Source organism: Paraperibacillus marinus (assembly GCF_046237605.1).
GTDB classification, from domain to species: Bacteria; Bacillota; Bacilli; order Bacillales; family DSM-1321; genus Paraperibacillus; species Paraperibacillus marinus.
In genome coordinates, this window is sequence record NZ_CP143542.1 from 453,463 (window position 1) to 479,217 (window position 25,755).

A 25,755-nucleotide genomic window follows, 5' to 3' on the forward strand; every position below is an offset into this window, starting at 1 on the left:
TAACCGGGAAATGGGACCTGTCCCTCATTTCCCGGGGTGAAAAGGCAGCAGCGGCGGGGTTCTGGCGTGGAAGGGTTTGGGAAATGGGGCCTGTCCCCGATTTCCTGAAATAATAAGCCAACAGTGTCAAGGGATTGCCGTGTGGAGGCCGGGAAATAAGGGACGGTCCCCCCCTTAAACTTTCACATTTCGCGGCCGATATATGGATTAGTAGAATATAGCAAATGTAGCAGAGGTGAGAAAGATGAAGAGACTTAGCAGTAAGATAAGTTTGATGTTTATGGCAGGGATGATTGTGATGCTGCTTGGAAATGGATATTTACTTTATAAGAGCAGTGTGGATTCTGTTGAACGGGCGGTTGCGGAAAACAGCAGCCAGATGGCCAAGAGCGTTGCAAAGAGTATCAGTATAGAAGATTATGAGGCGTTCCTGGCAGATCCGAGGGAGTCGGATGTGTATTGGGAGCTTAGGGAGTCCCTTAATGATATTAGGGAGAAAACGGGTATCCTTTACCTCTATACAATGGGGGTAAAAGGGGAGAAGGTCAATATCCTTATTGATGGTCAGGAAAAGGGCTCAGAGGTGGCCAGTCCGATAAATGAACCGACTTCAAGCTCTACATATAAGCATGTTCAGCCGGTGCTCGAGGGCCGGACTGCCACGACGCCGATTGTCCATGATAAGGAATATGGTGATTATCTGTCAGCCTTCGTTCCAATCAAGAAGGGCAATGAGGTAATCGGGGTGCTCGGTGTGGATATAGAAGCTGGCCATGTGAAGGAAATTTCAAATGCTGCCGCAGCCGATGTGCTTCCACTGGACATGTCTGCCAGCGCCGGGCTCATGCTTATTTTTGCAGCCATCCTTTATCTTTATCTGAAAAAGAGACTGAAGCCGCTTGGTTTGCTGCGCAAAGCTGCCAGTGAAATAGCGGGCGGGGACCTCCTGACTGCAGGGGACAGGATAAAGAAAATCAAGGTATCCGGCAGGGATGAAATAGCATCTCTAACAGAATCCTTCACAGTCATGATTCAAAGCATCTCATCGATCGTTGAGGGAATAAAGGCATCCTCTAGAAGCCTGACATCTGTCACGGAAGGAATCGAGAACCAGATGGCCGATATCCGCGAATCGAATAAACAGATCGTCGAAGGAATGCAGCAGGTGGCATCGGCTGCATCAGTTCAGATGGATAGAAGTGCAGAATCCGTCTCCTCCATGCAGGAGATGACAGCCGGCATCCAGCGTATCGCTGAAGCGGCGAGCGGTGTGAGCAGCCAGTCAGCGGATGCAACCCATGAAGTGGAAAAAGGGAATAATGACCTGTCCTCCATCATTAAAGAAATTGAAAATATCAAGGCGAAGGTAGATGCCTCTGCGAATAACGTTGAAGAACTTGGTACGAAGGCGGGAGAAATCGAAAACATCGTCGATATCATCTCGGCCATTGCGGAGCAGACCAATCTGCTGGCACTGAATGCTGCCATCGAGGCCGCCCGTGCAGGCGAGCATGGAAAAGGCTTTGCCGTCGTTTCCCAGGAAGTGCGGAAGCTGGCCGAGGAATCCAAGCGATCCGCCCAGCAGATTACAGAAGTTCTCCAAAGCTTCAAGAAAATCATTGCATTCTCCGTCACGCGGATGGAAGAGGGTTCAAAGGACGTGGAAACAAGTACAAAGGCCATTGTGTCGGCAGGGGATAACTTCAGCCGGATCCTTCAATCAGTTGAGGCGGTCAATGGGGAGATCCAGGAAGTATCCGCAGTCACAGAGGAAATGTCAGCGGGTTCCGAAACCATTATGTCCTCCATAGAAGAATTCTCTCATCTGACAAGAAATACAGCCAAAGCATCAACGCTTGCGGCCGCATCCTCAGATATGCAGGACAACGCAGTAGAGCAGGTAACTGAAGCGACTGCCGCACTCAAAGAACTATCTGAAACACTCCAGCAATCCATCAACCAATTCAAGATATAAGGGGGACAGTCCTCCATTTCTCAAGGCAAGATCTGGGAAGTGGGGCCTGCCCTTTTTTTGGGAAATGGGGCCTGTCACTCATTTCCCAAGCCGAAAAATCCAGTGCTGACGAGGGGTTTGCTGCGTCAGGCAGTCTGGGAAATAGGATGCTGTCCCCCATTTCCCATCTGCCTCTATTCCCACTGCATCCGCTGGCGGAGGGTGGTGATGTGGGCGGTGTGGTGTCTGCTGTGCCAGGAGTAGAGTGCCAGGGTGGTGTAGAGGTCCAGGGTTGTGTGGAGCTCGGGATGGATGAATTTTCGTTTGAATTCTTTCCGGCCCATGGAGCGGAGCAGGACTTCCCAGCGTCGGTGGAGGCCTTCCAGGATGCTGATGGAAGCGCTGATTTCCGCTTTCCCGGTATCAGCCAGGAGTGCCCAGTCCCCCTCGCTGTATGGCTTGATGGTGGGGAAGGTTTCTGTCAGGCTCAGCTTAAACCGGATGAAGGCGTTCATATGGCTGTCGGCCATATGGTGGACCACCTGCCGCACCGTCCAGCCTCCTTCTCTGTAAGGTGTGTCCAGCTGCACCTCGTCCAGCCCCGCCACTGCCACCCGCAGCCTGGCCGGAGCTTCCGCAATATCCTGGGTCCATTCTTCTATCTGCTCCTCTGAAAATACATGCGGCACGACAAACTTGCCTATCGGGTATTTTAAGTCTTCCATTTTCAACTCTCCCTGATATGTAATGGCCAAGGCATTGCCGGCAATTATCCTGTCTTCCAATAAAAATATACTTTCTTACTTATTCAGCTCAGCTTTTCATTAGTACCATCTTCTGTGAAATACATCGAAAAAATCAAAGGGAAGGTGCCTGCATAGGGAAACGAAATGCATGAATCCCGCAGCGCTTCCTTCTATTTCAAAAACAACGGATTCCTTTTGACGTCCTGCCAGTGCTCTGTCTGTTCCAGCGTGCTGGCCATTTGATACAGCAGATCCTCGCGTCCTTCTGCCGTCATGAATTGAACACCAGCCGGGAGCCCTTCGGCTGTCATATGAAAAGGAACAGTCATCGCGGGCTGGCCGGTCAAATTGGCAAGCTGCGTAAAGGGGGTTCGTTTCAGGCTGTTTTCTACAAGGGTATCCACAATGCCTGCTTTTTTGATAAGTCCGCTCACACCCAGTCTTCCTACAAGAGAGATCAGCATCTTTTCAAAAGATTTGAGATTCAGTTCTCCTATTTTTGAAGCTGGAAAGGCAGTGGATGGCGTGATGTAAAAATCATATTCTTCATGAAAGCCTTCCATGGCAAGGAAGCCGTATCCCATTCGCGCAGACTCAATACCCATTCCTCTGCAGAAGTGACTTTACCAAGCAAACCAAGCAGCCATGTCGCCGGCTCCACATCCCCAGCTTTCACTTTTCGGCCCAGCGCTTGCTCCATGCCGGAGAGCGAAGCGGCAACTTCGCCAAAATACATGGTTATATAGCTTTTGGCAATCTTATTTCCATCAACAGGGGCTTCTTTCTCTTCGACCATATGCCCCTGTTCTTCAAGGAACTTAGCCGCTTTTAAGACGGCATCCCTGCATTCTGGATGGACCGTTGTTCCGATGGGGGAGCGGACGGAGAATGCGATTTTCATAGGCCGGTCCAGCCCTTTATAGGTGCTCTCTAAATAGGAATGATGGAATGGCGGGGCATGGAAGGCAGCCCCTTTTTCATAGCCTTTAAGCAGGTCGAGCATATAGGCACTGCCCCGGACCGTCCTTGTCAGCACATGATCAGCGGAGGCCCCCTGCCAATGCCTTCCAAGCCTTTTGCCCGCGGGAGTCCTTCCCCTGGTCGGCTTTAATCCAAAAAGTCCGGTAAATGCGGCGGGAATACGGATAGATCCCCCACCGTCATTGGCACCTGCAATCGGGATCATCCCGGAAGCAACAGCAGCAGCTGATCCGCCGCTTGAGCCGCCCGGTGTATGTTCGGTATTCCAGGATATTCCGGGAGGGCCCGAAATGTGCAGGTTCAGTAATCCCCATAAGGGCAAGCTCCGGAACATTCGACACTCCTATGAAACTCGCTCCGGTCCCTCTCAGTCTTGCAGTAAACTCACTGTCTTCCTTGGCGATATACCCGCTTAAAGCCTTTGATCCTGAGGTGATAGGCTCTCCCTTGATTTCCTGGATGATATCTTTTAATAATATGGGGACGCCCCCAAAGGGCAGGTCTTCATCTTCTTCCGTTTTTGCCTGATCATACATCTTATGAATGATGGCGTTTAACTTGGGATTAATTCTTTCTATTTTATCTATCGCAGCTTCGATGACTTCAGCTTTCTTGATCTCCCTGCGGCGGATCAGTTCAGCAAGGCCCATTCCATCAAATTCTTCATAATTAAAAACAGCCACTTGATATCCCCCCTGATAGATAAGTAAATTCTTGCTGAAATTCTGATTTCCTTTTTTAGAGATAAAGAAAGCGGGATTTCATTTTGAAGAATTGGGAGCGGTTCCTTTTTTGTTATAGAAAACAAACATAGTTTTCTACTCGCAACCGATGCATGGAAAGGAACCTATACAAGAGCAGAAACAAACACAATAAGGCGGTGGAGCGGAGTAAGGAACAACAGGAATGCCAGCAAGATAAATAATGTTCATACCTAGCTGCAGGAAGCCTTATGATACATGCAGCTCCGCCTCTTTTCCACAGAAAAAAGAGCGCTCTCCCGAACCCCAAAGGCTGCAGGATAGAACACTCTTAGTCATTAAAACTCTGCCAATCTTTCGTTCTTATGAATATCTTCCGTGCCGGCATCCAGCGCGGTCATGTAATAGCTGCATTTGTGATTGATGAGTTCCATGGTTTTATTCAATTCTTCAAGCTGTGCCTCTACAGCGGCCTTGCGTTCCAGGAACATATCATATCGCTGCTGGAGGGTTGAATCGCCTTCGGAGCACCAGGCGATGAATCCTTTGATTTCCTTGATGGGCATGCCGGTTGATTTCAGGCACTGGATCACCTTTAATGATTGAATATCAGAGTCCCGAAACAGGCGGCTGCCGCCCTGGGTGCGTTCTACAAATGGCATCAAACCTTCTTTGTCGTAGTAGCGCAAGGCATATACAGAGAGGTTCAATTCTTTTGCCGCTTCGCTGATCGAATAGGTTGGCATCATATGTCTCCATTTCTATGTTTTGAAAGAATTCTCTCATGCTGTATTCTCTCTGTCAAAATTCTGGATGCTTCCATATAGCCGTCTCGCTTGCCCTAGAGTTAACTCGAGGGTTTAAGCTTGTTTTACAAGAGAAAAAGAAGGATGAAGCAAGTGGAGTCTCTTGTGAATCTAAAACCGGAGGGATACAAAATGGTAACAGCTAAAGCGCGTGCAGTCGATGGACCAGATCAACAATTTCGGGCTGCTGAAATTCAAAGACGTGACCTTGATGTACATGATATTTTAATTGAAATTAAGTTTGCAGGAATCTGCCATTCTGATATCCATACAGCTCATGGCGAATGGGGTGCTGTGAACTATCCGCTTGTCCCTGGTCATGAGATTGCGGGATTCGTCACAGATGTGGGAAGCGGGGTAACAAAATATAAGGTGGGCGACCGGGTTGGGGTCGGCTGCATGGTGGACTCCTGCGGCGAATGTGTGAACTGCCAGAAAGGGGAGGAGCAATACTGCCTGAAAGGGAATGTGCCTACTTATGCCGGCGTCGATAAATACGGCGAGCCGACACAGGGCGGTTATTCCACCCATATCGTTGTAACGGAAGACTTTGTTGTCCGCATTCCGGATAATATCGAACTGGATGCTGCTGCGCCGCTATTGTGTGCGGGCATTACAACCTATTCTCCATTAAATCATTGGAAGGCCGGTCCAGGAAAGAAAGTAGCCGTTGTCGGTATGGGTGGCCTTGGGCATATGGCTGTCAAGATCGCACATGCCATGGGAGCGGAAGTCAGCGTCCTGTCCCGGACACTTGGCAAAAAGGAAGACGGCCTGGAGTTTGGGGCCAAAAACTACTATGCCACAAGCGACCCGGAAACCTTCAAGAAGCTAGCCGGCTCCTTTGATTTGATCATCAATACGGTCAGTGCGAAGCTCGACATGGATGCCTATTTCAGCCTTCTTACGCTTGACGGCACACTGGTGAACGTTGGTGCGCCTGCAGAACCATTATCGGTTAATGTATTCTCACTCATCGGCCATCGCCGCTCATTCGCCGGCTCCATGATCGGCGGAATCCGTGAGACACAGGAGATGCTGGATTTCTGCTCGGAACACAACATCGTCCCGAATATTGAAATCATCTCAGCCGACCAGATTGATGAAGCCTATGAACGTGTACTGGCTTCTGATGTGAAATATCGATTCGTGATTGACACGAGCACGATATAAGACTGAATCAAACAGGATGTCCACAAAGCCACGCTTTGTACTTTCACCTCAAAAAGTTAGTGAAATCTAACTTTTGAGGTGTTTATTTATGTCTAAATATATTGAAGAATTCAAATTAAAATCTAAATTTTGGGGGCACCCAGCCCATTTTATGGCTCGCGGCGATTGGACCCCAAGGGCCCTCCGGAGGGTTCTTCAGGGAGGGAGAGCAAATTCCCTGGTAAAATGTTTGCCAGAACGGGAAAGGACTGTGGAAACTTGATTAAAAAACAGTTTAAAATCGCAGCATCCACGGGATTTGCCCGGGCAGCATGCCTGTTGGTGAGTGATGCAGTTGAATTCAAGTCCGAAATATTCCTCACATACAGGGGTAAGGCGGTCAGCCTTAAGAATCCTCCCGATTCTATGATAGAGCTCCTGGCATTAAAGATAAGGCCGGGAACATATGTAGGGCTGATCGCAATGGGCAGTGATGAGTGTGATGCATTACAAAGGATAGAAAAGACATTGCGTGAACATTTGCTGATTGGAAATGAAGGGAAATGGCAAGAAGCTGTACGCTGCGTAGACCGGAATTAAAACAGGAGGTCCCCGGCCTTTTCTGTGGCAGCTCATTTAAGGGTAATCTGGATAACATTCTAACAATTGCAAGTTCCATTCCAGTATTGGAGTGGTTTTTTTTTTCGTGAATGAAATGAAGTGGAGCGTAAGGCGAATGATTTACACCCTTCCCGCTGAGAATAAGGGAGTGTAATTTTTCAAGAAGGGGTGATTGTGATGCATTGCCGCTCAACAGCCGAGCTGGAAAGTCTTGTTGCCGAGGCAAAACCATATGCAGCGCGGGGGAAGGCTGCCGATTATATTCCTGCTCTCTCGGAGGTGAATGCCGATCAGCTGTCGGTTTCACTCTTTTATCCGGATGGCTGCCACTATACGGGCGGCGACGGAAACCAGGTCCTGACGCTGCAGAGCATTTCAAAGGTGGTTACCCTTGCGCTGGCCTTGATGGACAGAGGGGAGGAATATGTATTTGACCGTGTGGGGCAGGAGCCGACAGGGGATCCGTTTAATTCCATTGCCAAGCTTGAGACGATGAATCCTTCTAAGCCCTTGAATCCAATGATCAATGCAGGTGCCCTTGCCGTAACTAGCATGATCGGCGGAAGCAGTGTTGATGAAAGGCTCGGGAGGATTCTTGATTTTATAAGGGAGATGACCGGGGGCGAGGCGGCAGGATACAATGAAAGGATTGCCCTGTCTGAATATGAAACCTCCAATCTCAATCGGGCACTTTGCTACTTTATGAAACAAAGCAGGGTCATCCAGGAAGATGTGGAAGGCTTGATGGAGCTGTACTGCAAGCAGTGTGCAATTGAAATGGACTGTCTCAGCCTGGCAAAAATGGGATGCGTATTTGCGATGGACGGTGTAAATACCGTGACCGGAAAGCAGGTAATGCCGCCTGATGTAGCAAGAATCTGCAAAACCTTCATGGTCACCTGCGGGATGTATAATGCCTCAGGGGAATTCGCCATCAAAGTGGGCATCCCGGCTAAAAGCGGTGTATCCGGCGGAATCATGGGGGCCCTCCCAGGCAAATGCGGAATCGGCATCTTCGGCGCTGCCCTCGATGAAAAAGGTAACAGCCTCGCAGGTGTAAAACTGCTCGAAATCATGTCCAGAAAATACTCATTGAGCATGTTTTAGAGGGGGGACAGTCCCTCATTTTCCGGAGGAGAATTATTTCCCAAGCCGGCAAGCTCACATCCAGCAGGGGTTAGGAGGGGGACAGTCCCCCATTTCCCGGGGGCGGTTTATTTCCCAAGCCCAATAGCCCTTATCCATAGAGGGGTAAGGGCGGGAAGTCTCCTGTTTATGGCTCTTCCGCGTTACAGGCTGTTCAACGGACTCAGCAGGTCCGGGGTGTTGTTCTTTGGTGAGTTGACGAGGGTGGAGACCTGGTATTTGTCCATTTTGTCGGCAGGATACGGGACGAGCAGGGATTTCAGGACAGCTGCATCGTGCAGTTCCGGATCAAGCCAGTCGGAATAAGATTCTGGCGGCAGGATGACGGGCATGCGGTCGTGTACATCCCGGGTCATGCTGTTGGCTTCTGTTGTGATGATGGTGCATGATCTGACCGGATTTTCGCCCTTATTCCAGTCATCATACAGTCCCGCAAAGGCAAAGGGTGCTTCATCCTTCATGATAAAACGGTAAGGCTGTTTTTCTTTGCCTTCCCGTTTCCATTCATAAAACCCGTCCGCAAGGATCAGGCAGCGCTTGTGCCTGAAAGGCCCCTTGAAGCTCGGCTTTGTGTCGATTCCCTCAGAACGGGCATTGATCATTTTATAACCGATTTTTGCATCCTTGGCCCAAAACGGGATAAGGCCCCATCTCATAAGATTCCCACGGCGCGCACTGCCTTCAGCCGTCACGGCAAGTATATTCTGGCTTGGTGCAATATTATAATGAGGAATCAATTCCTCCGGAAAATCGAATTCAAATTTAGCCTGCAATTGCTGCAGTCCCTCTGTAAGGGTATATCTTCCGCACATAAAATCACCTCATCATCATTTTACCCTCCTGAAATGATTACAATCTATCCCTGAAAAAGAGGATCAAAAAAATATCATTGACATATACTGAAATATGATTTATCTTTAATTCAAGATATTTAAATTAAAAGTAACTTGTCTCGTTAGAACTTTTCTTTTTTTTAACTAATTATCTCAACTTCAAGACTTTTAATTTGAATATTAATAAAACCATTTAGGAGGAACACAATATGTTAGATACAGGCTTGCTGCTTATTAGGCTGGTGATTGGATTGATCTTTATGGCACACGGAACACAGAAACTTTTTGGCTGGTTTGGCGGATATGGATTGAAGGGAACAGGACAATGGTTTGATTCAATCGGCATGAAACCGGGCTATACGATGGCTCTTATGGCAGGACTCAGTGAATTTGTCGGAGGATTCCTGTTTGCATCAGGCATCTTCACCCTGGCAGGCTCTCTATTGATCATCGCTACCATGCTTGTAGCCATCTTCAAGGTGCATGGCTCTAACGGCTTCTGGGCCACACAAAACGGATATGAACTCAATTTCATCCTGATCGCAGTCGCAGCAGGAGTTGCGCTTACCGGACCGGGAGCTTACACGCTTTTATAAAAACAAACACCACACAAGACGGAGGTATCATCATGGAACTGAAAGGCATACACCACATTTCTGCTCTAACGGCAAAAGCTGCCGGAAATTATCAATTTTATACGGAGGTTATGGGGATGCGCCTGGTCAAAAAAACAGTAAACCAGGATGATACCTCCGTGTACCATCTCTTCTATGGAGATGATAAAGGAAATCCGGGAACGGAATTGACGTTTTTTGAAATACCGATGGCTGCGCGGACTCATGAAGGAGTGAACAGCATTTCGGCGACGTCCCTCCGGGTGGCTGATGACAGCGCCCTTCACTATTGGAAGAAGCGCCTGCAGGATCATGGAGTGGAAACAGAAGGCATCAAGGATCGCGCCGGACGCAGGACGCTGGCTTTCCGTGATCCTGAAGGAATGCGCCTGATTCTTGTATCAGATGAAACAAACAAGGGTGTGGCAGCCGGAAGTCCATGGGAGAAAAGCCCGGTCCCGGCCGAATATGCAATTCTCGGCCTTGGGCCGGTTATGCTGACGGTGAGTGATGCGGCCGCAACCGTTCGCATCCTGGCCGATCTCCTTGGTTTCCGTAAAAAAGGTTCGTATGCACCTTATACAATCGGGCAGCCTGACATTTTAGTCTATGAAACAGGAGAAGGCGGCACGGGTGCCGAAGTGCATATCGAGCAGAGGAATGACCTGCCGAAAGAAAGGATTGGCCGGGGCGGGGTACATCATGTCGCGTTCAGGGTAGATAATGAGGAAGAAATGAGATCCTGGGTTCAGACATTAAAGGATGCGCGGATCGCAAGCTCGGGCTATGTGGACCGGTATTACTTCCGTTCCCTCTACTTCAGGGAGCCGAACGGCATCCTGTTTGAACTGGCGACAGACGGCCCGGGATTCGATACAGACGAAGAACTGGCGCATTTAGGGGAATCGCTCGCCCTGCCGCCGTTCCTTGAGGACAAGCGCAGTGAAATCGAAGCAAAGCTGAAGCCTCTTGATACGAAGCTCCGTTAAAATGAAAGGAGAATGAAGATGGAGAAAAGAACTGCAGGAATTCACCATATCACCGCAATTGTCGGCAACCCCCAGGAAAATGTAGATTTTTATGCAGGCGTGCTTGGCCTGCGGCTGGTTAAAAAGACGGTAAATTTTGATGACCCGGGGACGTATCATCTATATTTCGGGAACGAAGCTGGAAGTCCCGGTACGATCATGACCTTTTTTCCATGGCCGGGTGCGTACAGGGGGAAAATTGGTGCCGGCCAGGTCGGGATCACGTCCTTCGCTGTGCCAATAGACTCTCTCGGGTTCTGGGAGGAGCGGCTGGTGAAGCTTGGAATCCCATTTGAAAAAACGATGAGGTTCGGCGAAGAGAGCCTGCAGTTCGAGGATCCACATGGTCTTCGTTTAGAGCTGACGGCAAGAAGTGAAGGTCCGGAGGGCACCTGGTCGTTTGGCGGGGTTACCCCGGAGCATGCGATCAAAGGCTTTGCCGGAGCCGTCCTGTTCAGTGCGAGGCCGGATAGCACGATGAAGCTGCTGAGCGGCGGAATGGGTCTTGAGGAAATAGGGACAGAAGGCGATTATACAAGGTACAGGTCCCTTGCGAATATTGGAAATGTCATCGATGTCCAAAGGACGGAGCTCCCGGCAGGCACGATGGGGACCGGCATTGTTCATCATATTGCCTGGCGGGCGGATGATTATGAAGATCATGAAAGCTGGAGGCAGTATATTGGGGATAAAGGCTATCAGGTCACCCCGATTGTGGACAGGCAGTATTTCAATGCGGTATATTTCAGGGAAAAGGGCGGCATTCTGTTTGAGATTGCCACAGACCCGCCCGGCTTTGCCAAGGATGAGCCGCAGGAGGTTATGGGACAGAAGCTGCTGCTGCCTCCGTGGCTTGAGGAAAGAAGATCACAGATAGAGGCTGGGCTGCTGCCTGCCGAACCTAGAGTACTGGAGGGAGATATATGAATATGAAGCATATTTTCAAGAAGGGTGCAGATCCGGCAGCACCGACACTGCTGCTCCTGCATGGGACGGGCGGTACCGAAGAGGACCTGCTGGGGCTTGCTGAGATTATCAATCCGGAATCCAATGTCCTGAGTGTGAGGGGCAGTGTCCTGGAAAACGGGATGCCGAGATTTTTCAGGCGTCTTGCTGAAGGCGTGTTTGATGAAGAAGATTTGATCCAGAGGACTAAAGAGCTTCATGAATTCATTGGCAGCGCGGCAGCCGAGCATGGATTCGACCGGGGGAATGTGGTGGCGGTAGGCTACTCGAACGGTGCCAACATTGCAGGAAGCCTCCTGTTCCACTATGAAGCGGCACTTAGGGGAGCCATCCTTCACCATCCGATGGTGCCAAGAAGAGGAATCGTCCTGCCCGACCTTGCCAAAACGCCGGTATTCATCGGGGCAGGCAAAAATGACCCGATCTGCCCGCCGCAGGAATCCATAGAACTCAGCACCTTCCTCCAGGAAGCAGGCGCAACCGTCGAACTTCACTGGGAAGAAAACGGACACCAATTAACCCGCACCGAAGTAGACAAGGCTGCCGAGTGGTTTCGCAGGGAATTTTAGGGAAATGGGGGACTGTCCCCTATTTCCCATTCGATACATGCAATCATATCAAAGGTTCCGAGCTGATGTAGGAAGCCGGGAAATAAAAGTACTGCCCCATTTCCCGAATTTTGGAGGTGAAGCTGTGATTAGTCTGGATCCGAGTGTGTTGAGTGAGAGGGAGAATTATAAGTTTTTGATTGGGAGTGTGATTCCCCGGCCGGTGGCGCTGGTGACGACTGTTTCGGCGGAGGGGGTCGTGAATGCAGCGCCGTTCAGTTATTTCAATATTGTGAGTTCGAATCCCCCGATGATTTCCATTTCCATTCAGCGGCGGAATGGGGAACAGAAGGATACGGCGAAGAATGCATCACTGTCGGGTGAGATGGTAGTCCATATCACAGATGAAGATATCGTGGAAGCCGCGAATGAAACAGCAGCAGAACTGGATTATAATCACAGCGAGATTGAGCGTGCAGGATTCACCCTAATTCAGAGTACGGCGGTCAAGGTCCCCGGCATCCGTGAAGCCAAGGTACGCTTAGAATGCAAGATTGAGAGAATCATACCCTTGGGCGGGACCGGAGACAAACCGGGCTGTGATCTGATTATTGGGAGAGTCTCCCGATATCATATCGAGGAGCAGCTTTATGAAAAAGGAAGAATCGACCCCTGCGGCCTGAAGCCGGTCAGCCGTCTGGCGGGCAACAGCTACGCAAAACTTGGCGAAATCTTTGATCTCGAGCGGCCGAAGTGAATAGGAGGAAGAGGGAGCTCACTGCCCTCTTCCTCCTATTCGTTCCTGCAGCCGGCCGGCGATGATCCATACAGATTTCAGAAGGGACAGGAACAGGCAGAGCACCGCCAGGAACCAGGCAAAGGCGAAGGCACGCCGCAGTGCCAGGGAATCCGAAGCTGCAGACATCAAAGAAACAGCATCCATGATAAGAAGCGGTGCCGCTCCCAGGAGGAATAGAATCACGAGGATAGTCCTGCCCCGCACGTTCCGCATATTGAGCGAATGGAAGACCCCAAGGACAGAAATCAAAAGAATACCTATACAAAAGGCTGTCCTGATCAATAGATCCATCAAATTTGGAACCTCCAATCTCAAACTACTACATAATTTTTCGGAATATTAGTAATTATTATTAAAAAGGTTGGCACCTTTTTCCTCTTTTTTGTTAAAATATCAAAAAGAAGAGGAAAGGGAGAGGCGATGAAAAGGAAAAAAGCAGATCGTACAGATTGGCAGCGCTTGCTTCTGAACAGCTACGAATGCGGCAGCTCCAGCGACTATAAGGGAATGTGGACCAGAATAGATATGCATAAGATCCGCGAACCTCTCCATGTAACATATGATGGAATCACACAATGCATCGTTCAAGAGGGCTTCAGCTGGATCCAGCTGTTCCCGGAGGGGGAGCAGTACACCATTACCGCAGTCGTGAACACAGAAGGACAAATCATCCAGTGGTATATCGATGTCTGCTGGCAGCACGGCGTCTGTGAAAACGGAATTCCCTGGTACGATGATCTTTATCTTGACCTTGTCATCCTGCCCACCGGGGAATACTATATCCTGGATGAAGACGAGCTTCAAGAAGCGCTCGAGCTCAGGCGCATCACCCAGGAACAATTCGATTCTGCCTATAAAACTCTTTCAAAACTCATCACCATGCATGAAAATGACAGCTTCCCGCTCCTTGAAACATGTGAAAATTATAAATTGCCCATCCGAATTAAATAAAGGAGGCATCAGCCGGACATGCTGATGTCTTTTTCTGTGGGAAAGGTGCGGAACTGCATGTATCATAAGGGCTTAAAGCTAGGTGTGAACTTCATTTATCTTACTGGCGTTCCTGCCTGCGCCTTACTCCGCTCCACCGCCTTATTGTGTTTGTTCCTGCTTTTATCCAGGTTCCATTCCATGTCTGGGCTGGGAGCAGAAAACTCAGGCTTGTGTTCTGTGTCCACATTTTTAACGTATCCCTTGCATAATAGGATAAACCTTATTTATAATAAATTTGTGAACATTTTGAAATATCTGTTTATTTAGAAGGGGGAATTCAGGCTTTAAATGAAATCGTACTGCTGCTAGGTTTTAAATCCGAGAGGGGGATTCACTATTGGAAGCAAGGAAAATCAATTCGATTAATGAAAGCGATTACAGTAAAATTGCCAATTCAGCTGCATTCAAAGAGCTGCTTTCTGAAAAGAAAAAGTTCATCGTGCCCGTAACCATCTTTTTCTTCTGCTTTTATTTCGCTCTTCCCATTCTTACTTCTTATTCAACGGTATTAAATCATACGTTCATCGGCAGCATAACATGGGCCTGGGTATTTGCCTTCCTGCAGTTTGTCATGACATGGGGGCTGTGCATGCTGTATTCCAAACGGGCAGTGAAATTTGACCGCCTGGCTGATAAGGTTATGCAGGAAAGGGGCCGCATCTCATGAATATTACTGCTTTTGCAATGTTCCTCGGCATTGTGCTGGTGACCCTTGTTATTACATATTACGCCTCCAAAAAAACGAATAATGCCAGCGAATTCTATACGGCCGGCGGCGGGTTGACAGGCTGGCAGAATGGCCTGGCGATTGCCGGCGACTATATGTCGGCCGCCTCGTTCCTCGGCATTGCCGGAGCGGTCGCACTCACCGGCTTTGACGGATTCTTCTACAGCATCGGTTTCCTCGTGGCTTACCTTGTGGTGCTGTATCTGGTGGCTGAACCGATGCGGAATCTCGGGAAATATACCTTTGCCGATATGATCGCCGCACGCTTCAATGCAAAAAAAATCCGCGGGTTCGCCGCGCTCAACACCATTGCGATCTCAACCTTTTATATGATTGCCCAGCTGGTAGGGGCAGGTGCCCTCATCAAGCTGCTGCTCGGCCTAGAGTACACAACCTCTGTCCTCATTGTCGGTATTCTCATGACCGTTTACGTCATCTTCGGGGGCATGCATGCGACAAGCTGGGTGCAGATTGTCAAAGCTGTGCTTCTGATGGCGGGCACCCTGGTGATCTCCATCATCGTCTTTGCGAAATTCAACTGGAGCATCACCGGCATGTTTGCGCAAATGAGGGAAGCGACGCCACTAAAAGAGGCATTCCTGAACCCGGGTGTTAAATATAAGGACGGCCTGGATACACTGTCCCTGAATATGGGTCTTGTGCTTGGTACGGCCGGCCTTCCGCATATCCTGGTCCGCTTCTTCACGGTGAGGGATGCGAAGACAGCCCGTTCCTCCGTGGTATATGCCACCTGGATCATCGGCATCTTCTATGTAATGACCATTTTCCTCGGCTTCGGGGCCGCAGCTTTTGTAGGAACCGAAAAGATCAGCGAGGCGAATGCAGCAGGCAATATGGCGGCACCGCTCCTGGCACAGGCGCTTGGCGGCAATATGCTTTTCGCTTTCGTATCCGCAGTCGCCTTTGCCACTATACTGGCAGTGGTTGCAGGCCTTGTTCTCACGGCTGCGTCCGCCTTTGCCCATGATTTCTACAATGAAATCCTGAAAAAAGGAAAAGCCTCAGAAGGCCAGCAGGTCAAGATGGCAAGATACGCATCCATCGGAGTTTCTGTCCTGTCCATCATCCTGGCTCTGTTTGCACAGTCGCTCAATGTTGCCTTCCTCGTGTCGCTGGCCTTTGCAGTGGCGGCGAGCGCCAATCTTCCGGTCATCCTTTACACCATCTATTGGAAGAGGTTTAACACGACCGGTGCCATCTGGGCTATGACGGTGGGACTGATATCCGCTATTGGCCTTGTTCTCATCAGTCCGAATGTATTCAGCCCTGAAGGGACGGCTATCTTTACCGGGAATGCCATTTTCCCATACACCACTCCGGGAATTGTTTCCATCCCGCTCGGCTTCCTGGCCGGATATCTGGGAACCATTTTCTCAAGTGAAAAGGCTGATGTGAAAAAATATGAAGAAGTACTGGTTAAAACAAACACAGGCATTGGCGTAGGCCAATAAGTTTAAATGGGGACCGTCCTTATTATGATTATAAGGGCAGTCCCCTCATGTTTTCGGGCGGCCAAAACAGGCCGTTTTTTTACTCTTTTTGCATATTGCTTTCAATTGCTCATTTTCCTGTTATCATAAATATATGACTTTTGAACTGGGGAGCTGATAAAATGTATACTGTATTTTCTACTTTTGATGTTCCAAGTGAAAAAGCAGAAGAAGTAATCGAGATTTATCGCAACAGAACGCGATCAGTGGACAAAGCCACAGGATTTGTGGACTTTTTTCTGCTGCAAAATGATAAAAAGCCAGGAGAGATCACTGTCCAGCTGCTATTTGATACGAAACAAAACTATTTGGAGTGGGTCCGGAGCGAAGACTTCAAGCGGATCCATGATTTAGAAAAGAAATACCCTGACCAGGAGCTGGCTGCGGTCATCCCGAAGGTCCAGCAGTTCAAGGTGGTGGCGAGATGATCGATGCCATCATGCTGGCGGGACAGGTAACAGATAAAATGTATGAAAAAGAACCAGGACTTTTAGATAAATTCGGCGAACAGGGAAAGAAAAAATGCCGGGAAGATAACCATCACCATTTCAAGCACTTAAGGTCTACTTATGAACTGGATAATTCGAAGTTCTTCACGGATTATGCTGTCTGGCTGAATGGGATCCTAGTGCGGCACGGCATGGAAACAAGACACCTGATCGAGAACTTTGATTTGATCAGTGAAGTGCTCCAGAGTCCTCAATACAGCGGGGATAAAGAGGCCCTGGCTTATCTTGGCTATTTATCCGGAGCCTGCGAAATCTTGCGGAGCAAACACAACGAAAGCAAGGAGGTTCCGACCAGATGACCATCCTTCACAGGGATTTTGCCAACATGCTGCTGCAGGGCGACACCGAAGCTGCGGTGGCTTTCATCCGAAAGTATAAAGAAATGGAACGTATCGCAATATTTCAGGATATTGTCACACCGGCTCTTTATCACATTGGGGAGCTCTGGGAACAGAATGAAATCTCTGTTGCCGATGAGCATCTGGCTACCGCTTCATGCGACTTTGTGCTGTCAAGGATCTATCCATCCGCACGTTCGGAGGATGGACGGGCTAAGAAGGCCATGTTCTTCTGCCTTGAAGGGGAACAGCATTACCTCGGCCTGAAGATGGTTAACAGCTACTTTGAGGAACTCGGCTGGAACACAAAATATTTTGGGCCCAACCTGCCGCTCCAGTACGCCTTAAGCTATGCGAGGGACTGGCGCCCGGACGTAATCGGCATGAGCATCAGCATCGTCTATAACCTGCCGCAGCTGAAGAAATACATCGAAGAATTCTGCAAGCTGCCGCACAAGCCGGCCCTGCTCGTCGGCGGAAGGCTTGCCGGCAGATACGAGCTGGATACTCATTGCCAGGACCAGGCACTGATCATGAAGGATCTGTCTTCTTTGAAGCAATGGCTGAGTCAAACCATACCAGGAGAAAAAATGAATGTCTTATAAAGAAGAATACCTTCCCGCTCCATATTTAAGGGTGGACAATAATTTCAACATCCTTGGTTATTCACTTGAATCCCTAAGGCACTTCGACCTTAGCCGGGACAGGCTGACAGACCTCGTGGACGAGGGAAGCCTCGAAAAACTGTATAATAATCTGTTCTCAACCAAAGACAGCAGAAAGATAGAGTTGAACTTTCGAACCCGATATGAGCCTGCGGCCTTATTCGAAGTTCATATTTCCGTCGATCATAACGACCACTGTCATCTAATCCTGATCCCGATCGGCAGGAAAATCCATTTGCTGGAGGAAAAGCTGCTCACCCTACAGCAAAGGCTGCTCAGCACAGATTTTGAATTGTTCGAAAAGAAGGAGGAGCTCGTCACAGCCCTGGACCGGCTTAACGAGCTCTCAGGCCCGTTCATCCCCATATCCGATGAAATAGCCTTCATTCCCATTTTCGGCGATGTAACAGAGCATAAAATGAAAACCATCAATTCAAATACAGTCAAACGGGTATATGAAGGTACTTATAAATCCATCCTCTTTGACTTCACAGCCACTGGGAAGCTTGACCCCCCGGGCATCCAGCTCCTCGGAGAGCTCTTCCAGATGCTGAATATCATGGGCAGCAAGAACCTCAATCTCATCGGCCTGAACCCGGCCCATACCATGCAGCTGAACAGCTATCTCATCGACTGGCCGGTTGAATTCCAGGCCAATCTAAGACAGGTGATCGAAAAAGTGCAGTTTAATAAACACCAGGAAAACCGTCCCTTTAAAGTAAAACGATGAATTTTACTTTTTAAAAAGGAGACGGTTTTGTTGTGTCTTTGTGGAAAAGGGGCGGAGCTGATCAGGAAGTTCCTGCAGCTAGGTGCGAACAATATTTATCTTGATGGCAATCCTGCCTGCGCGTTACTCCGCTCCACCGCCTTATTGTGTTTGTTCCTGCTCTTCTCCGGGTGCCTTTCCATGCAGGGGCTGCCAGCAGAAAACTCACGGTTGTTTTAAGCTGTAAGACAGCGCTGGTATTTAGTACTGTGGAGTGAGCCTTCTTCCGTCAGCGTCTGCAAGTTTTCCCTTACTGTGAAGCTGTCCTCCCAAAAAATAAAAAGATAATTGACATCACTCTGTATTACTCGTATAGTACATATATAAGGTGTATGAATCAGTTGGTACACACACTAGGAGCTGATCAATAATTGGACGTTACGTTTAATAACCGCGATCCTGTTTACTTACAGGTTGTCAGATACTTCAAGGAACAAATAGCCATTGGGAACTTACAGGCTGGACAGGAGATTTCATCCAGGCGTGAGCTGGCGGGTTTGTTAAAAATCAATCCAAATACTGCGCAGAAGGCGTATAAGGAAATGGAGGAGCAGGGCTTGATCACAACAGAAAAAAACTTCCCGAGCCGGATTACGACGGATGAAAGGATTTTGGGGTCGGTGCGTGAGGAATTGATCCTGGAGGCAGTGCATTCCTTTATAGAGGCTGTAAGGCCGATCAATGTTTCGCTTGATGAGCTGCTCGATAAGGTGAGCGAAAGATATGCACAGCCGGATGGCAGGGGGGATGTTTTGAAATGATTAAAGTAACGAACATATCCAAGAAATATGGCAGGAAGACGGTGCTGAGCAATGTGTCTTTTACCGCGGAAAAAGGGGAGATTACCTGCCTGATCGGGATTAACGGAGTCGGGAAGACGACCACACTGAAGGCGATCATGGGTCTCACGCCATACAAGGGTACAATCCTGATTGACGAAAAGCCGCTGACAAAGGAATCTTATGAAAAGATTACATATATTCCGGATGCTGCGATTATGCCGCCATCCATGAAGATTGGTGAGGCTTTCACCTTCATGAGGGACTTTTATAACAATTGGAATGATGAGCGGGCTGATAATCTGCTGAAGTTTTTCAAGCTGAACAAAGAGATGCGGATTGCCGAGCTTTCTAAAGGCAACACGGCAAAGATCAATCTGCTTTTGGGCCTTGCCATTGACGTGGATTATATATTGATGGATGAGCCTTTCTCAGGGATCGATATTTTCTCAAGAGAGCAGATTGCCGACGTATTTACGAGTCATTTGATTGAGGACCGGGGTGTCATCATTACCACCCATGAAATCAATGATATTGAGCATTTGATCGATAAGGTGGTCCTGCTTGATAACGGAGCTGTCCTGAAGGAGTTCAACACGGAGGATATGCGCTCACAGGAAGGGAAATCGGTAGTGGACGTCATGAGAGAGGTGTATATGGCATGAGATTTTTAAAACTGCTCAATTTTGAAATCAGCCGATTCATTAAAATATATGTGTCACTGCTTGTTTTGACAGTAGTGGTTCAATTTGCAGGGGTTCTCATCCTGTCGAACAAAATAGTGAATAATGCAGAGAAAATCATGAAGGAAGAAATGATATCCCTGCAGCAATATCTGCAAAACTATGGCAAGACCAATTTTTCGTCCATCATGGAATCGCTGTGGTTCCTCGCACCGATTATGATTTCGGCAGCTGCGCTCCTTCTATACCTCTTCCTGATTTGGTACCGCGAATGGACAGGGAAAAACACGTTCATCTACAGATTGCTGATGCTGCCTGCATCACGGATGAATATTTATTTCACTAAGGCACTGACCATACTCCTGATGGTACTCGGACTCGTTGCCCTTCAGCTGGCCATTCTGCCGCTTGAGATCAGCTTTTTCAAAGCAATCGTCCCAGCTGACTATCGAGTGAATCTCGATATGAAAACCTTGATTTACAGCAATCCGGCGACAATGATCCTGATTCCGCCCACCTTCATGCAATTCCTGCTTCATTACGGCGGAGGAATCATGGCAGTCTTCGTCCTGTTTACAGCCATCCTCCTCGAGAGGAGTTTCAGAATCAAAGGAATCATTCTTGGGGTGATATATTGTGCAGGAGCCCTGGCATTGATTGTGCTGCCGCTGTTTTATGCGGTTATGAAAGGTGAAATGCTATTGTATCCATCAGAATTGCTGCTGCTCGAAGTATTGCTCGGCCTCATTGTGTGCGGCATATCCATATGGATGAGCGCAAGGCTACTAAATAAGAGAGTCTCGGTATAAGGAGGAGTATCATGTTACGTTATTGGAAAAGCAGTCTGCTCGCTGCGGCCATCATCCTGGCAATCGGCGTTTTCTATACAAAATCTGCCTTATCAAGCCAGAACCTGCCTCAGTATTCCCTGGTTAAGGATTCAGGGGACAGCAGTGAAGTGAAGGACCTTGCCCTTTATGCCTATTATCAGGAGGGAAGTGTTTCTGATAATTTAAAAATCAAAGGGGGGAAGACCACCTATCAAAGTGACTTATCCTTCATCCGGCAGCTGAACAGTCCGTTTAATGGCTGGAACAGTAAGCTTGAAACACTGCAGGGGAAATATCGGAATTTCATGCGTGGAAAAGATAATATAGAGGGTCTGTTCGAAGATGACACTCTCCTTGCCTATGCATACACAAATGGCCAGGGCATGGGTGCCAGCAAGCATCCCTTCACGGCAAAGATCTCTGTGTTGAACAAGAAAACCAAGAACAGCACATCCTTTGAAGCCAGGCTTCCCGATTCCAATCATTATCGTTTCGTATATGTAGAGGATGTGCAATACTTTGGCAGCGAGCTGAAGGTCATCACCAAGAACTACCGGAACAATTATGTAAAAGGCATGGACAGTGAAGAGGTACATATCTATACCTTTGATGTGCCGAACCAAAAGCTTTTAAGTGATGAAAATGTCTTTGGCGGCAAAGGGAAAAAGGGAATACATCAATACTTTATAATAGGCAATTCAAATTATGCTGCCCCAAGTGATTATGTAATGTACCGGATGGATCCTGAATATAGGGGCGACCAGGAAACAAGGGGTGAATCAAAAATCTTCGCTTATGATCTGAGAAAAAGTCAGACATTCGAGGTGAAACTGCCGGCCGGGTTAAAAGGAAAATTGGTGGATGAAATCCAGAATTACCATTATCAAGATAATCTGTACCTCATTGAGGATACAGAAAAAGAAATGAATGTTGTACAAATCGATTTAAAAAGCCAGGAAAAAAGGAGCTTCAAGCTTGCATCAGCATTGGAGGCTCCGGAGGGCCGTGAGTATCAGACCTCTTTCCACAATGGCAAACTGTATTCTGCAATCAAGGTTTCGAATCAGGAGAGAGCAAACATTGCCATCCGGGTGATAGATCTTGATACAGGTGCCGAGCTTTACAAGGGACATATAAAGAGCGACAAAGATCAGAGTCCCGATGAATTACAGATTACTGATTTTGTCATAGAATAAACATGGGGCATTTCCTGTAAAAAGGAAATGCCCTTTAAGCAGGAGAGAGTGCAAGCAATGAATATCAGAAATTCAGTAAAGGCTGTTATAATAAAAGGGGGACAGGTCCTCCTTACAAAAAATGAGGACCAGGAAGGAATTTTTTATTTGTTTCCGGGAGGCGGCCAGGAGCATGGGGAGACCTTCCATCAGGCGCTTACGAGGGAATGCATGGAGGAAACGGGCCTCAGAGTCGAAGCCGGCAGCCTGCTGTTTATACGGGAGTATATCGGCAGGACACATGAATATGCCGCTGAAGATAAGGATGTCCATCAAGTGGAATTCTATTTTGCCTGCAGGACCGATCCGGGTGCCGAATCAGCCGCAAATCCTGCGCTTCCTGATACATACCAGATCGGGACAGAATGGGTGAATGTGGAGCGGCTGATAAAATACCGCCTGTATCCGCGGGGAATCCGGCAGAAGATTATCGACTTTCATAATGGCCAAATAGCAGATGCGTATCTGGGCAATATAAATTGAAGATCTGATTTAGAAAGGAACATTTAAATGAAGCATCAAATCATTTTTGAGGATTGGGAACGGGACTGTGAAGACGGCTCCTGCTATGAATACGGCACAAGCCTCATTGTCAATGGAAAGAGGGTCCTTGACACCGTCACGCCTGAGCGGGCGGTCAGGGCTGTACTCGACGAGCTTGGAATCGAATATGAAATTAAGAACGATTAAGAGAAAGGCAGTGCTGGTTGAATTCAGCACTGCCTTTTTTAGTGGAAAAGGGGCGAAGCTGCACATAGCATGAGACTCATTGAAAAAGAGGTGTGAATATCAGAAAACTCATGTTTGTTTATTAAAGAGATTCCCTCTCCCCCGTTTGCCATTTTCTTTAACGAGCCGCTGCATCTTTGTATGATGGGCAAGTGTCAGCCCGACGATGGCCGCGCTTAAAACGTTTGAAAGAATCTTGTCGGCCACCGGTTTGTGCGTCCCTCCTTTTTGCGGAAGTCTGTTATCACCAAAGCTGCTTGGGTGAGGAGGGTTGGTTTTAACAAGTTTTCTCCTTATTTATGTGTACCTTGATTGAGCAGGTAAAATCTTGAATAACGGGGGGAGCTGTTCTATTTGTAAATGGGACTGGCATAGACATATACAAAGAGACCAAAGGAGGCTGAACTGTGAAAAATTATTTTCCCCTCATCTGTCTCGCGGGCTTACTGGCTTTCACTGCCTTCATAGAGACCCCTGGCTCTGATCAAAACAAGCAGGGCGGCACTCTGCAGGTTACGTACGATCCGGAAAGCGAGACGCTGCAGGCAGAAGAGATGACAATGCGGCTTGAAAACAGGCTGGTCGGCGCAGTGGAGGAAGACGGCTATATCGTTGAAAAGTATCAGGAAATCGAAGTCTACTCAAATGAACATGGCAGTATTATTAAAACCGTACCAACCTCTCACTTTGAATATCTCAAGTACAAAAAGTAAACCATTTTTTTGTCGGTATACTTGTTTCATAGGGGTAAATATGGGGGAAAGTATGGTAGACGAGTGAAGGAGCTGATTTCTGATGAAATTCATTTTAATTATTGCTGTAGTTATTATTGCGTATATGGTTTTTAAAAGAATTAACAGAAGAGGATAAATCCTAAACGGCTCCTTTAGAAGGGGCTTTTATTTATGAAAGTAAAAAAGGGGCCGCTGTCAAAGCGGCCCTTTCCTGGATTTAGAATGTAACGATTGTCCGGCCGCGGGCTCCGCCTTTCAGGAGGAGGGGCAGGTATTCAGACAGCTCGTCGAGGGAAATCTCATGCTGGACGGACTGCTCCAGGTTTTCCGGTTTTAAGTCGGAGGCCAGGCGTTCCCAAACTTTCTTCCTGGTTTCCATCCCGCAGTAGACAGAGTCGATGCCGAGCAGGCTGATGCCGCGGAGGATGAATGGAAATACAGTGGCCGGGACGTCTGTTCCTGCGGTTAGGCCGCTGACTGCTGCAGCGCCGCCGTACTTCAATCTGCCGAGCAGGTTTGCGAGCGGCTTCCCGCCGACCGGATCGATGGCGGCAGCCCACACTTGTTTTCCGATCGGCTTCAATTCCCCGTCAAACACTTCCTCACGGCTGATGATCTCGGAGGCGCCGAGGCTGTTCAGGTATTCCTTTTCCGATTCTTTCCCAGTGCTGGCTGAAACCGAATAGCCGAGCTTTGACAGCATAGCGACGGCATTGCTGCCGACTCCGCCGGTTGCACCCGTGACGAGCACATTTCCTCTATCGGGTGTAAGGCCGTTCTCCTCCAGACGCTGGATGCTGAGCGCGGCCGTAAAGCCTGCTGTGCCGAGGATCATGGCTTCCCTCAGTGTCAGGTTTTCGGGAAGCGGGACAATCCAGTCAGCCGGGATTCGGGCGTATTCACTATAGCCCCCATAATGGGAAACACCGATTTCATAGGATGTGGCAATGACTTCATCGCCTTCTTTAAAGCGTGCGTCATCCGAAGATACCACTGTTCCTGCAAGGTCAATGCCCGGAATGAGCGGGTAATTCCTTACGATTTTTCCGTCCGGGATAGAGGCGAGTGCATCCTTATAATTGATTCCGCTGTAGGATACTTTGATCAGCACCCCTTCCTTCGGGAGAGCATCGAGGGAGGTTTCCCTTATTTCTGCCGAAAAGTCTTCTTCTTTTTTATCCACAAAAAATGCTTTGAAGTTTTCCATCTTATCTTCCTCCATTTCAGGGATTGATTTATGTCCATTCTAGACTTCCATCTATCACAGGTCAAAAAGTTAGATTCTTTGTTCTATGATGGATAAGATAAGGTCAAGATAAGGTCAAGATCAAACAGAAAGCGGGGAACATCAGGATGAAGCTCAGTGTGCTCGATCAATCGGTAATCTCAAGCGGATCAGATGCGCGGTCAGCGCTGAAGAATACAGTAAGGCTCGCACGTACGGCAGAGGAGCTCGGCTATACAAGATTCTGGGTGGCGGAGCATCATAATTCAAACGGAATGGCCGGCACAGCACCAGACATTTTGATTTCCCATATAGCTTCACAGACAAGCAGAATCCGGGTCGGCTCCGGCGGAGTCCTGCTGCCCCAGTACAGCCCTTTTAAAGTAGCTGAAAATTTCAAGCTGCTTGAATCGCTTTATCCAGGGAGGATTGATCTCGGAATTGGCCGGTCTCCCGGAGGCGGGGCAGAAACACGGAATGCGCTTAATGACGGAGTAAAGCGGAGTATGAATGAGTTCCCAAACCAGATAAGGAATCTGCAGGGATTCCTCTACGGCGGTGAACATGATTTTGCCAATGTCACGGCATACCCTGAAACCGAAAGCCTTCCCGAGACTTGGCTTTTGGGCATTACCCAAAGGGGAGCAAGGATGGCGGCGGAACACGGGACCGCCTTTACCTACGGGCACTTCATCACACCGGCCAATGGCAGGATCGCGCTCGATCATTATTTTGATCATTTTGTGCCCTCAAGGCATTTGAAAGAGCCGAAAGCCAATGTGTGCATCTTTGTGGTGTGTGCAGACACCCAGGAAAAAGCAGAGGAGCTCGCATTAAGCCAGGATATGTGGCTGCTGTCGCTTGAGCGGAACAAGGACACGAGGATTCCTTCCGCTGAGGAAGCAAGGCGGATTGCACTGACTGCTGAACAGCGGGAAAAGCTTTCGGAAAACAGAAAGCGCGCGGTGATTGGCACCCCGGATAAGGTAAGGGAGGAGCTGCTCCTTCTTCAGGAGCTTTATGGGACGGATGAGTTCATGATCATTACGAATATCCATGACTTTGAGGCGAAAATCCGGTCCTATACCCTTCTTGCCGACGCTCTCCTGGCATAGGACATCTGTTTTCGAGGT

At 48.5% G+C, this 25,755-nt stretch carries 33 protein-coding genes; 24 read left to right on the forward strand and 9 right to left on the reverse strand.

Going from position 1 to position 25,755, the window contains the following annotated elements:
* Window positions 1-244: 244 nt before the first annotated feature.
* Window positions 245-1,975 carry a methyl-accepting chemotaxis protein gene (locus tag V1498_RS02305; RefSeq protein ID WP_409296705.1) on the forward strand — a complete coding sequence of 577 codons (1,731 nt, stop codon included), beginning with the start codon at window positions 245-247 and terminating at the stop codon, window positions 1,973-1,975.
* 173 nt (window positions 1,976-2,148) lie between these two features.
* Here the strand turns inward: V1498_RS02305 and V1498_RS02310 are convergent, their stop codons facing one another.
* The 5 genes from V1498_RS02310 to V1498_RS02330 form a co-directional block, all read right to left on the reverse strand.
* On the reverse strand, window positions 2,149-2,679 hold the full coding sequence (locus tag V1498_RS02310; RefSeq protein WP_409296706.1) for a YfiT family bacillithiol transferase: 531 nt from the start codon (window positions 2,677-2,679) through the stop codon (window positions 2,149-2,151).
* Between the two features lie 191 nt (window positions 2,680-2,870).
* Window positions 2,871-3,284 carry an amidase family protein gene (locus tag V1498_RS02315; protein WP_409296707.1) on the reverse strand — a complete coding sequence of 138 codons (414 nt, stop codon included), beginning with the start codon at window positions 3,282-3,284 and terminating at the stop codon, window positions 2,871-2,873.
* Window positions 3,194-3,979 carry an amidase family protein gene (locus V1498_RS02320; RefSeq protein ID WP_409299107.1) on the reverse strand — a complete coding sequence of 262 codons (786 nt, stop codon included), beginning with the start codon at window positions 3,977-3,979 and terminating at the stop codon, window positions 3,194-3,196. Before V1498_RS02320 ends, V1498_RS02315 begins: the two co-directional genes overlap by 91 nt.
* Window positions 3,861-4,364, reverse strand: coding sequence for an amidase family protein (locus V1498_RS02325; protein ID WP_409296708.1), 504 nt, complete (start codon window positions 4,362-4,364; stop codon window positions 3,861-3,863). The genes V1498_RS02320 and V1498_RS02325 overlap by 119 nt, the downstream gene beginning before the upstream one ends.
* Window positions 4,365-4,720: 356 nt before the next feature.
* Window positions 4,721-5,128 (reverse strand): MerR family transcriptional regulator, encoded by a 408-nt coding sequence (locus V1498_RS02330; protein WP_409296709.1) that lies wholly within the window; start codon window positions 5,126-5,128, stop codon window positions 4,721-4,723.
* Window positions 5,129-5,320: 192 nt separating this feature from the next.
* Between V1498_RS02330 and V1498_RS02335 the strand changes: the two genes are divergently transcribed.
* From V1498_RS02335 to glsA, 3 genes are all read left to right on the forward strand, one after another.
* A complete protein-coding gene (locus V1498_RS02335; RefSeq protein WP_409296710.1) occupies window positions 5,321-6,361 on the forward strand; it encodes an NAD(P)-dependent alcohol dehydrogenase in 1,041 nt (346 codons plus the stop codon).
* Between the two features lie 258 nt (window positions 6,362-6,619).
* Window positions 6,620-6,940, forward strand: coding sequence for an HPr family phosphocarrier protein (locus tag V1498_RS02340; RefSeq protein WP_409296711.1), 321 nt, complete (start codon window positions 6,620-6,622; stop codon window positions 6,938-6,940).
* A 198-nt stretch (window positions 6,941-7,138) separates the two neighbouring features.
* Window positions 7,139-8,068, forward strand: a complete 930-nt coding sequence (gene glsA, locus V1498_RS02345) for a glutaminase A (RefSeq protein WP_409296712.1) — start codon at window positions 7,139-7,141, stop codon at window positions 8,066-8,068.
* A gap of 182 nt (window positions 8,069-8,250) precedes the next feature.
* Here glsA and V1498_RS02350 read toward each other — a convergent pair whose 3' ends face one another.
* The gene (locus V1498_RS02350) at window positions 8,251-8,919 is read right to left on the reverse strand and encodes an SOS response-associated peptidase (protein WP_409296713.1); all 669 of its coding nucleotides are present in this window, start codon (window positions 8,917-8,919) and stop codon (window positions 8,251-8,253) included.
* A gap of 230 nt (window positions 8,920-9,149) precedes the next feature.
* Between V1498_RS02350 and V1498_RS02355 the strand changes: the two genes are divergently transcribed.
* From V1498_RS02355 to V1498_RS02375, 5 genes are all read left to right on the forward strand, one after another.
* Window positions 9,150-9,536, forward strand: coding sequence for a DoxX family protein (locus tag V1498_RS02355; RefSeq protein WP_409296714.1), 387 nt, complete (start codon window positions 9,150-9,152; stop codon window positions 9,534-9,536).
* Window positions 9,537-9,568: 32 nt separating this feature from the next.
* The gene (locus V1498_RS02360) at window positions 9,569-10,543 is read left to right on the forward strand and encodes a ring-cleaving dioxygenase (protein WP_409296715.1); all 975 of its coding nucleotides are present in this window, start codon (window positions 9,569-9,571) and stop codon (window positions 10,541-10,543) included.
* A gap of 18 nt (window positions 10,544-10,561) precedes the next feature.
* On the forward strand, window positions 10,562-11,509 hold the full coding sequence (locus tag V1498_RS02365; RefSeq protein ID WP_409296716.1) for a ring-cleaving dioxygenase: 948 nt from the start codon (window positions 10,562-10,564) through the stop codon (window positions 11,507-11,509).
* 2 nt (window positions 11,510-11,511) lie between these two features.
* A complete protein-coding gene (locus V1498_RS02370; RefSeq protein ID WP_409299108.1) occupies window positions 11,512-12,117 on the forward strand; it encodes an alpha/beta hydrolase in 606 nt (201 codons plus the stop codon).
* Between the two features lie 124 nt (window positions 12,118-12,241).
* Window positions 12,242-12,853 carry a flavin reductase family protein gene (locus V1498_RS02375; RefSeq protein ID WP_409296717.1) on the forward strand — a complete coding sequence of 204 codons (612 nt, stop codon included), beginning with the start codon at window positions 12,242-12,244 and terminating at the stop codon, window positions 12,851-12,853.
* An 18-nt stretch (window positions 12,854-12,871) separates the two neighbouring features.
* Here V1498_RS02375 and V1498_RS02380 read toward each other — a convergent pair whose 3' ends face one another.
* Entirely contained in the window at window positions 12,872-13,189 is a 318-nt protein-coding gene (locus V1498_RS02380; protein ID WP_409296718.1) for a hypothetical protein, read from the reverse strand.
* Between the two features lie 126 nt (window positions 13,190-13,315).
* On the opposite strand from V1498_RS02380, the gene V1498_RS02385 reads away from it, so the two are divergent.
* From V1498_RS02385 to V1498_RS02445, 13 genes are all read left to right on the forward strand, one after another.
* A complete protein-coding gene (locus tag V1498_RS02385; RefSeq protein ID WP_409296719.1) occupies window positions 13,316-13,846 on the forward strand; it encodes a DUF402 domain-containing protein in 531 nt (176 codons plus the stop codon).
* A 379-nt stretch (window positions 13,847-14,225) separates the two neighbouring features.
* Window positions 14,226-14,555, forward strand: coding sequence for a DUF485 domain-containing protein (locus tag V1498_RS02390; RefSeq protein ID WP_409296720.1), 330 nt, complete (start codon window positions 14,226-14,228; stop codon window positions 14,553-14,555).
* A complete protein-coding gene (locus V1498_RS02395) occupies window positions 14,552-16,087 on the forward strand; it encodes a cation acetate symporter (protein ID WP_409296721.1) in 1,536 nt (511 codons plus the stop codon). Before V1498_RS02390 ends, V1498_RS02395 begins: the two co-directional genes overlap by 4 nt.
* Window positions 16,088-16,248: 161 nt before the next feature.
* A complete protein-coding gene (locus tag V1498_RS02400; protein ID WP_409296722.1) occupies window positions 16,249-16,554 on the forward strand; it encodes an antibiotic biosynthesis monooxygenase family protein in 306 nt (101 codons plus the stop codon).
* Window positions 16,551-16,934, forward strand: a complete 384-nt coding sequence (locus tag V1498_RS02405) for a hypothetical protein (protein WP_409296723.1) — start codon at window positions 16,551-16,553, stop codon at window positions 16,932-16,934. The genes V1498_RS02400 and V1498_RS02405 overlap by 4 nt, the downstream gene beginning before the upstream one ends.
* Window positions 16,931-17,578, forward strand: a complete 648-nt coding sequence (locus V1498_RS02410; RefSeq protein WP_409296724.1) for a B12-binding domain-containing protein — start codon at window positions 16,931-16,933, stop codon at window positions 17,576-17,578. The genes V1498_RS02405 and V1498_RS02410 overlap by 4 nt, the downstream gene beginning before the upstream one ends.
* Window positions 17,568-18,368 carry a Stressosome protein rsbRB gene (locus V1498_RS02415; protein WP_409296725.1) on the forward strand — a complete coding sequence of 267 codons (801 nt, stop codon included), beginning with the start codon at window positions 17,568-17,570 and terminating at the stop codon, window positions 18,366-18,368. The genes V1498_RS02410 and V1498_RS02415 overlap by 11 nt, the downstream gene beginning before the upstream one ends.
* Window positions 18,369-18,778: 410 nt before the next feature.
* Window positions 18,779-19,168 (forward strand): GntR family transcriptional regulator, encoded by a 390-nt coding sequence (locus V1498_RS02420; protein WP_409296726.1) that lies wholly within the window; start codon window positions 18,779-18,781, stop codon window positions 19,166-19,168.
* Window positions 19,165-19,851, forward strand: a complete 687-nt coding sequence (locus tag V1498_RS02425; protein ID WP_409296727.1) for an ATP-binding cassette domain-containing protein — start codon at window positions 19,165-19,167, stop codon at window positions 19,849-19,851. Before V1498_RS02420 ends, V1498_RS02425 begins: the two co-directional genes overlap by 4 nt.
* Complete coding sequence (locus V1498_RS02430; RefSeq protein ID WP_409296728.1) at window positions 19,848-20,678, forward strand: hypothetical protein; 831 nt, start codon at window positions 19,848-19,850, stop codon at window positions 20,676-20,678. The genes V1498_RS02425 and V1498_RS02430 overlap by 4 nt, the downstream gene beginning before the upstream one ends.
* Window positions 20,679-20,689: 11 nt before the next feature.
* Entirely contained in the window at window positions 20,690-21,895 is a 1,206-nt protein-coding gene (locus V1498_RS02435) for a hypothetical protein (RefSeq protein WP_409296729.1), read from the forward strand.
* Window positions 21,896-21,952: 57 nt separating this feature from the next.
* Complete coding sequence (locus tag V1498_RS02440) at window positions 21,953-22,417, forward strand: NUDIX domain-containing protein (RefSeq protein WP_409296730.1); 465 nt, start codon at window positions 21,953-21,955, stop codon at window positions 22,415-22,417.
* 27 nt (window positions 22,418-22,444) lie between these two features.
* The gene (locus tag V1498_RS02445; protein WP_409296731.1) at window positions 22,445-22,624 is read left to right on the forward strand and encodes a hypothetical protein; all 180 of its coding nucleotides are present in this window, start codon (window positions 22,445-22,447) and stop codon (window positions 22,622-22,624) included.
* A 108-nt stretch (window positions 22,625-22,732) separates the two neighbouring features.
* Here the strand turns inward: V1498_RS02445 and V1498_RS02450 are convergent, their stop codons facing one another.
* Window positions 22,733-22,870, reverse strand: coding sequence for a hypothetical protein (locus tag V1498_RS02450; protein WP_409296732.1), 138 nt, complete (start codon window positions 22,868-22,870; stop codon window positions 22,733-22,735).
* Window positions 22,871-23,070: 200 nt separating this feature from the next.
* Between V1498_RS02450 and V1498_RS02455 the strand changes: the two genes are divergently transcribed.
* Entirely contained in the window at window positions 23,071-23,376 is a 306-nt protein-coding gene (locus V1498_RS02455; RefSeq protein ID WP_409296733.1) for a hypothetical protein, read from the forward strand.
* A gap of 238 nt (window positions 23,377-23,614) precedes the next feature.
* Here the strand turns inward: V1498_RS02455 and V1498_RS02460 are convergent, their stop codons facing one another.
* On the reverse strand, window positions 23,615-24,604 hold the full coding sequence (locus V1498_RS02460; protein ID WP_409296734.1) for an NADPH:quinone oxidoreductase family protein: 990 nt from the start codon (window positions 24,602-24,604) through the stop codon (window positions 23,615-23,617).
* 146 nt (window positions 24,605-24,750) lie between these two features.
* On the opposite strand from V1498_RS02460, the gene V1498_RS02465 reads away from it, so the two are divergent.
* The gene (locus V1498_RS02465) at window positions 24,751-25,737 is read left to right on the forward strand and encodes an LLM class flavin-dependent oxidoreductase (protein ID WP_409296735.1); all 987 of its coding nucleotides are present in this window, start codon (window positions 24,751-24,753) and stop codon (window positions 25,735-25,737) included.
* The last annotated feature ends 18 nt before the right edge of the window (window positions 25,738-25,755 follow it).

Excerpts from the sequence above, each read along its gene's own strand:
- V1498_RS02305 (WP_409296705.1), top strand. The coding sequence starts at position 245 with ATGAAGAGACTTAGCAGTAAGATAAGTTTGATGTTTATGGCAGGGATG.
- V1498_RS02310 (WP_409296706.1), bottom strand. The coding sequence starts at position 2,679 with ATGGAAGACTTAAAATACCCGATAGGCAAGTTTGTCGTGCCGCATGTA.
- V1498_RS02315 (WP_409296707.1), bottom strand. The coding sequence starts at position 3,284 with ATGGGATACGGCTTCCTTGCCATGGAAGGCTTTCATGAAGAATATGAT.
- V1498_RS02330 (WP_409296709.1), bottom strand. The coding sequence starts at position 5,128 with ATGCCAACCTATTCGATCAGCGAAGCGGCAAAAGAATTGAACCTCTCT.
- V1498_RS02335 (WP_409296710.1), top strand. The coding sequence starts at position 5,321 with ATGGTAACAGCTAAAGCGCGTGCAGTCGATGGACCAGATCAACAATTT.
- glsA (WP_409296712.1), top strand. The coding sequence starts at position 7,139 with ATGCATTGCCGCTCAACAGCCGAGCTGGAAAGTCTTGTTGCCGAGGCA.
- V1498_RS02350 (WP_409296713.1), bottom strand. The coding sequence starts at position 8,919 with ATGTGCGGAAGATATACCCTTACAGAGGGACTGCAGCAATTGCAGGCT.
- V1498_RS02355 (WP_409296714.1), top strand. The coding sequence starts at position 9,150 with ATGTTAGATACAGGCTTGCTGCTTATTAGGCTGGTGATTGGATTGATC.
- V1498_RS02360 (WP_409296715.1), top strand. The coding sequence starts at position 9,569 with ATGGAACTGAAAGGCATACACCACATTTCTGCTCTAACGGCAAAAGCT.
- V1498_RS02365 (WP_409296716.1), top strand. The coding sequence starts at position 10,562 with ATGGAGAAAAGAACTGCAGGAATTCACCATATCACCGCAATTGTCGGC.
- V1498_RS02370 (WP_409299108.1), top strand. The coding sequence starts at position 11,512 with ATGAAGCATATTTTCAAGAAGGGTGCAGATCCGGCAGCACCGACACTG.
- V1498_RS02385 (WP_409296719.1), top strand. The coding sequence starts at position 13,316 with ATGAAAAGGAAAAAAGCAGATCGTACAGATTGGCAGCGCTTGCTTCTG.
- V1498_RS02395 (WP_409296721.1), top strand. The coding sequence starts at position 14,552 with ATGAATATTACTGCTTTTGCAATGTTCCTCGGCATTGTGCTGGTGACC.
- V1498_RS02400 (WP_409296722.1), top strand. The coding sequence starts at position 16,249 with ATGTATACTGTATTTTCTACTTTTGATGTTCCAAGTGAAAAAGCAGAA.
- V1498_RS02405 (WP_409296723.1), top strand. The coding sequence starts at position 16,551 with ATGATCGATGCCATCATGCTGGCGGGACAGGTAACAGATAAAATGTAT.
- V1498_RS02410 (WP_409296724.1), top strand. The coding sequence starts at position 16,931 with ATGACCATCCTTCACAGGGATTTTGCCAACATGCTGCTGCAGGGCGAC.
- V1498_RS02415 (WP_409296725.1), top strand. The coding sequence starts at position 17,568 with ATGTCTTATAAAGAAGAATACCTTCCCGCTCCATATTTAAGGGTGGAC.
- V1498_RS02425 (WP_409296727.1), top strand. The coding sequence starts at position 19,165 with ATGATTAAAGTAACGAACATATCCAAGAAATATGGCAGGAAGACGGTG.
- V1498_RS02430 (WP_409296728.1), top strand. The coding sequence starts at position 19,848 with ATGAGATTTTTAAAACTGCTCAATTTTGAAATCAGCCGATTCATTAAA.
- V1498_RS02435 (WP_409296729.1), top strand. The coding sequence starts at position 20,690 with ATGTTACGTTATTGGAAAAGCAGTCTGCTCGCTGCGGCCATCATCCTG.
- V1498_RS02440 (WP_409296730.1), top strand. The coding sequence starts at position 21,953 with ATGAATATCAGAAATTCAGTAAAGGCTGTTATAATAAAAGGGGGACAG.
- V1498_RS02445 (WP_409296731.1), top strand. The coding sequence starts at position 22,445 with ATGAAGCATCAAATCATTTTTGAGGATTGGGAACGGGACTGTGAAGAC.
- V1498_RS02460 (WP_409296734.1), bottom strand. The coding sequence starts at position 24,604 with ATGGAAAACTTCAAAGCATTTTTTGTGGATAAAAAAGAAGAAGACTTT.
- V1498_RS02465 (WP_409296735.1), top strand. The coding sequence starts at position 24,751 with ATGAAGCTCAGTGTGCTCGATCAATCGGTAATCTCAAGCGGATCAGAT.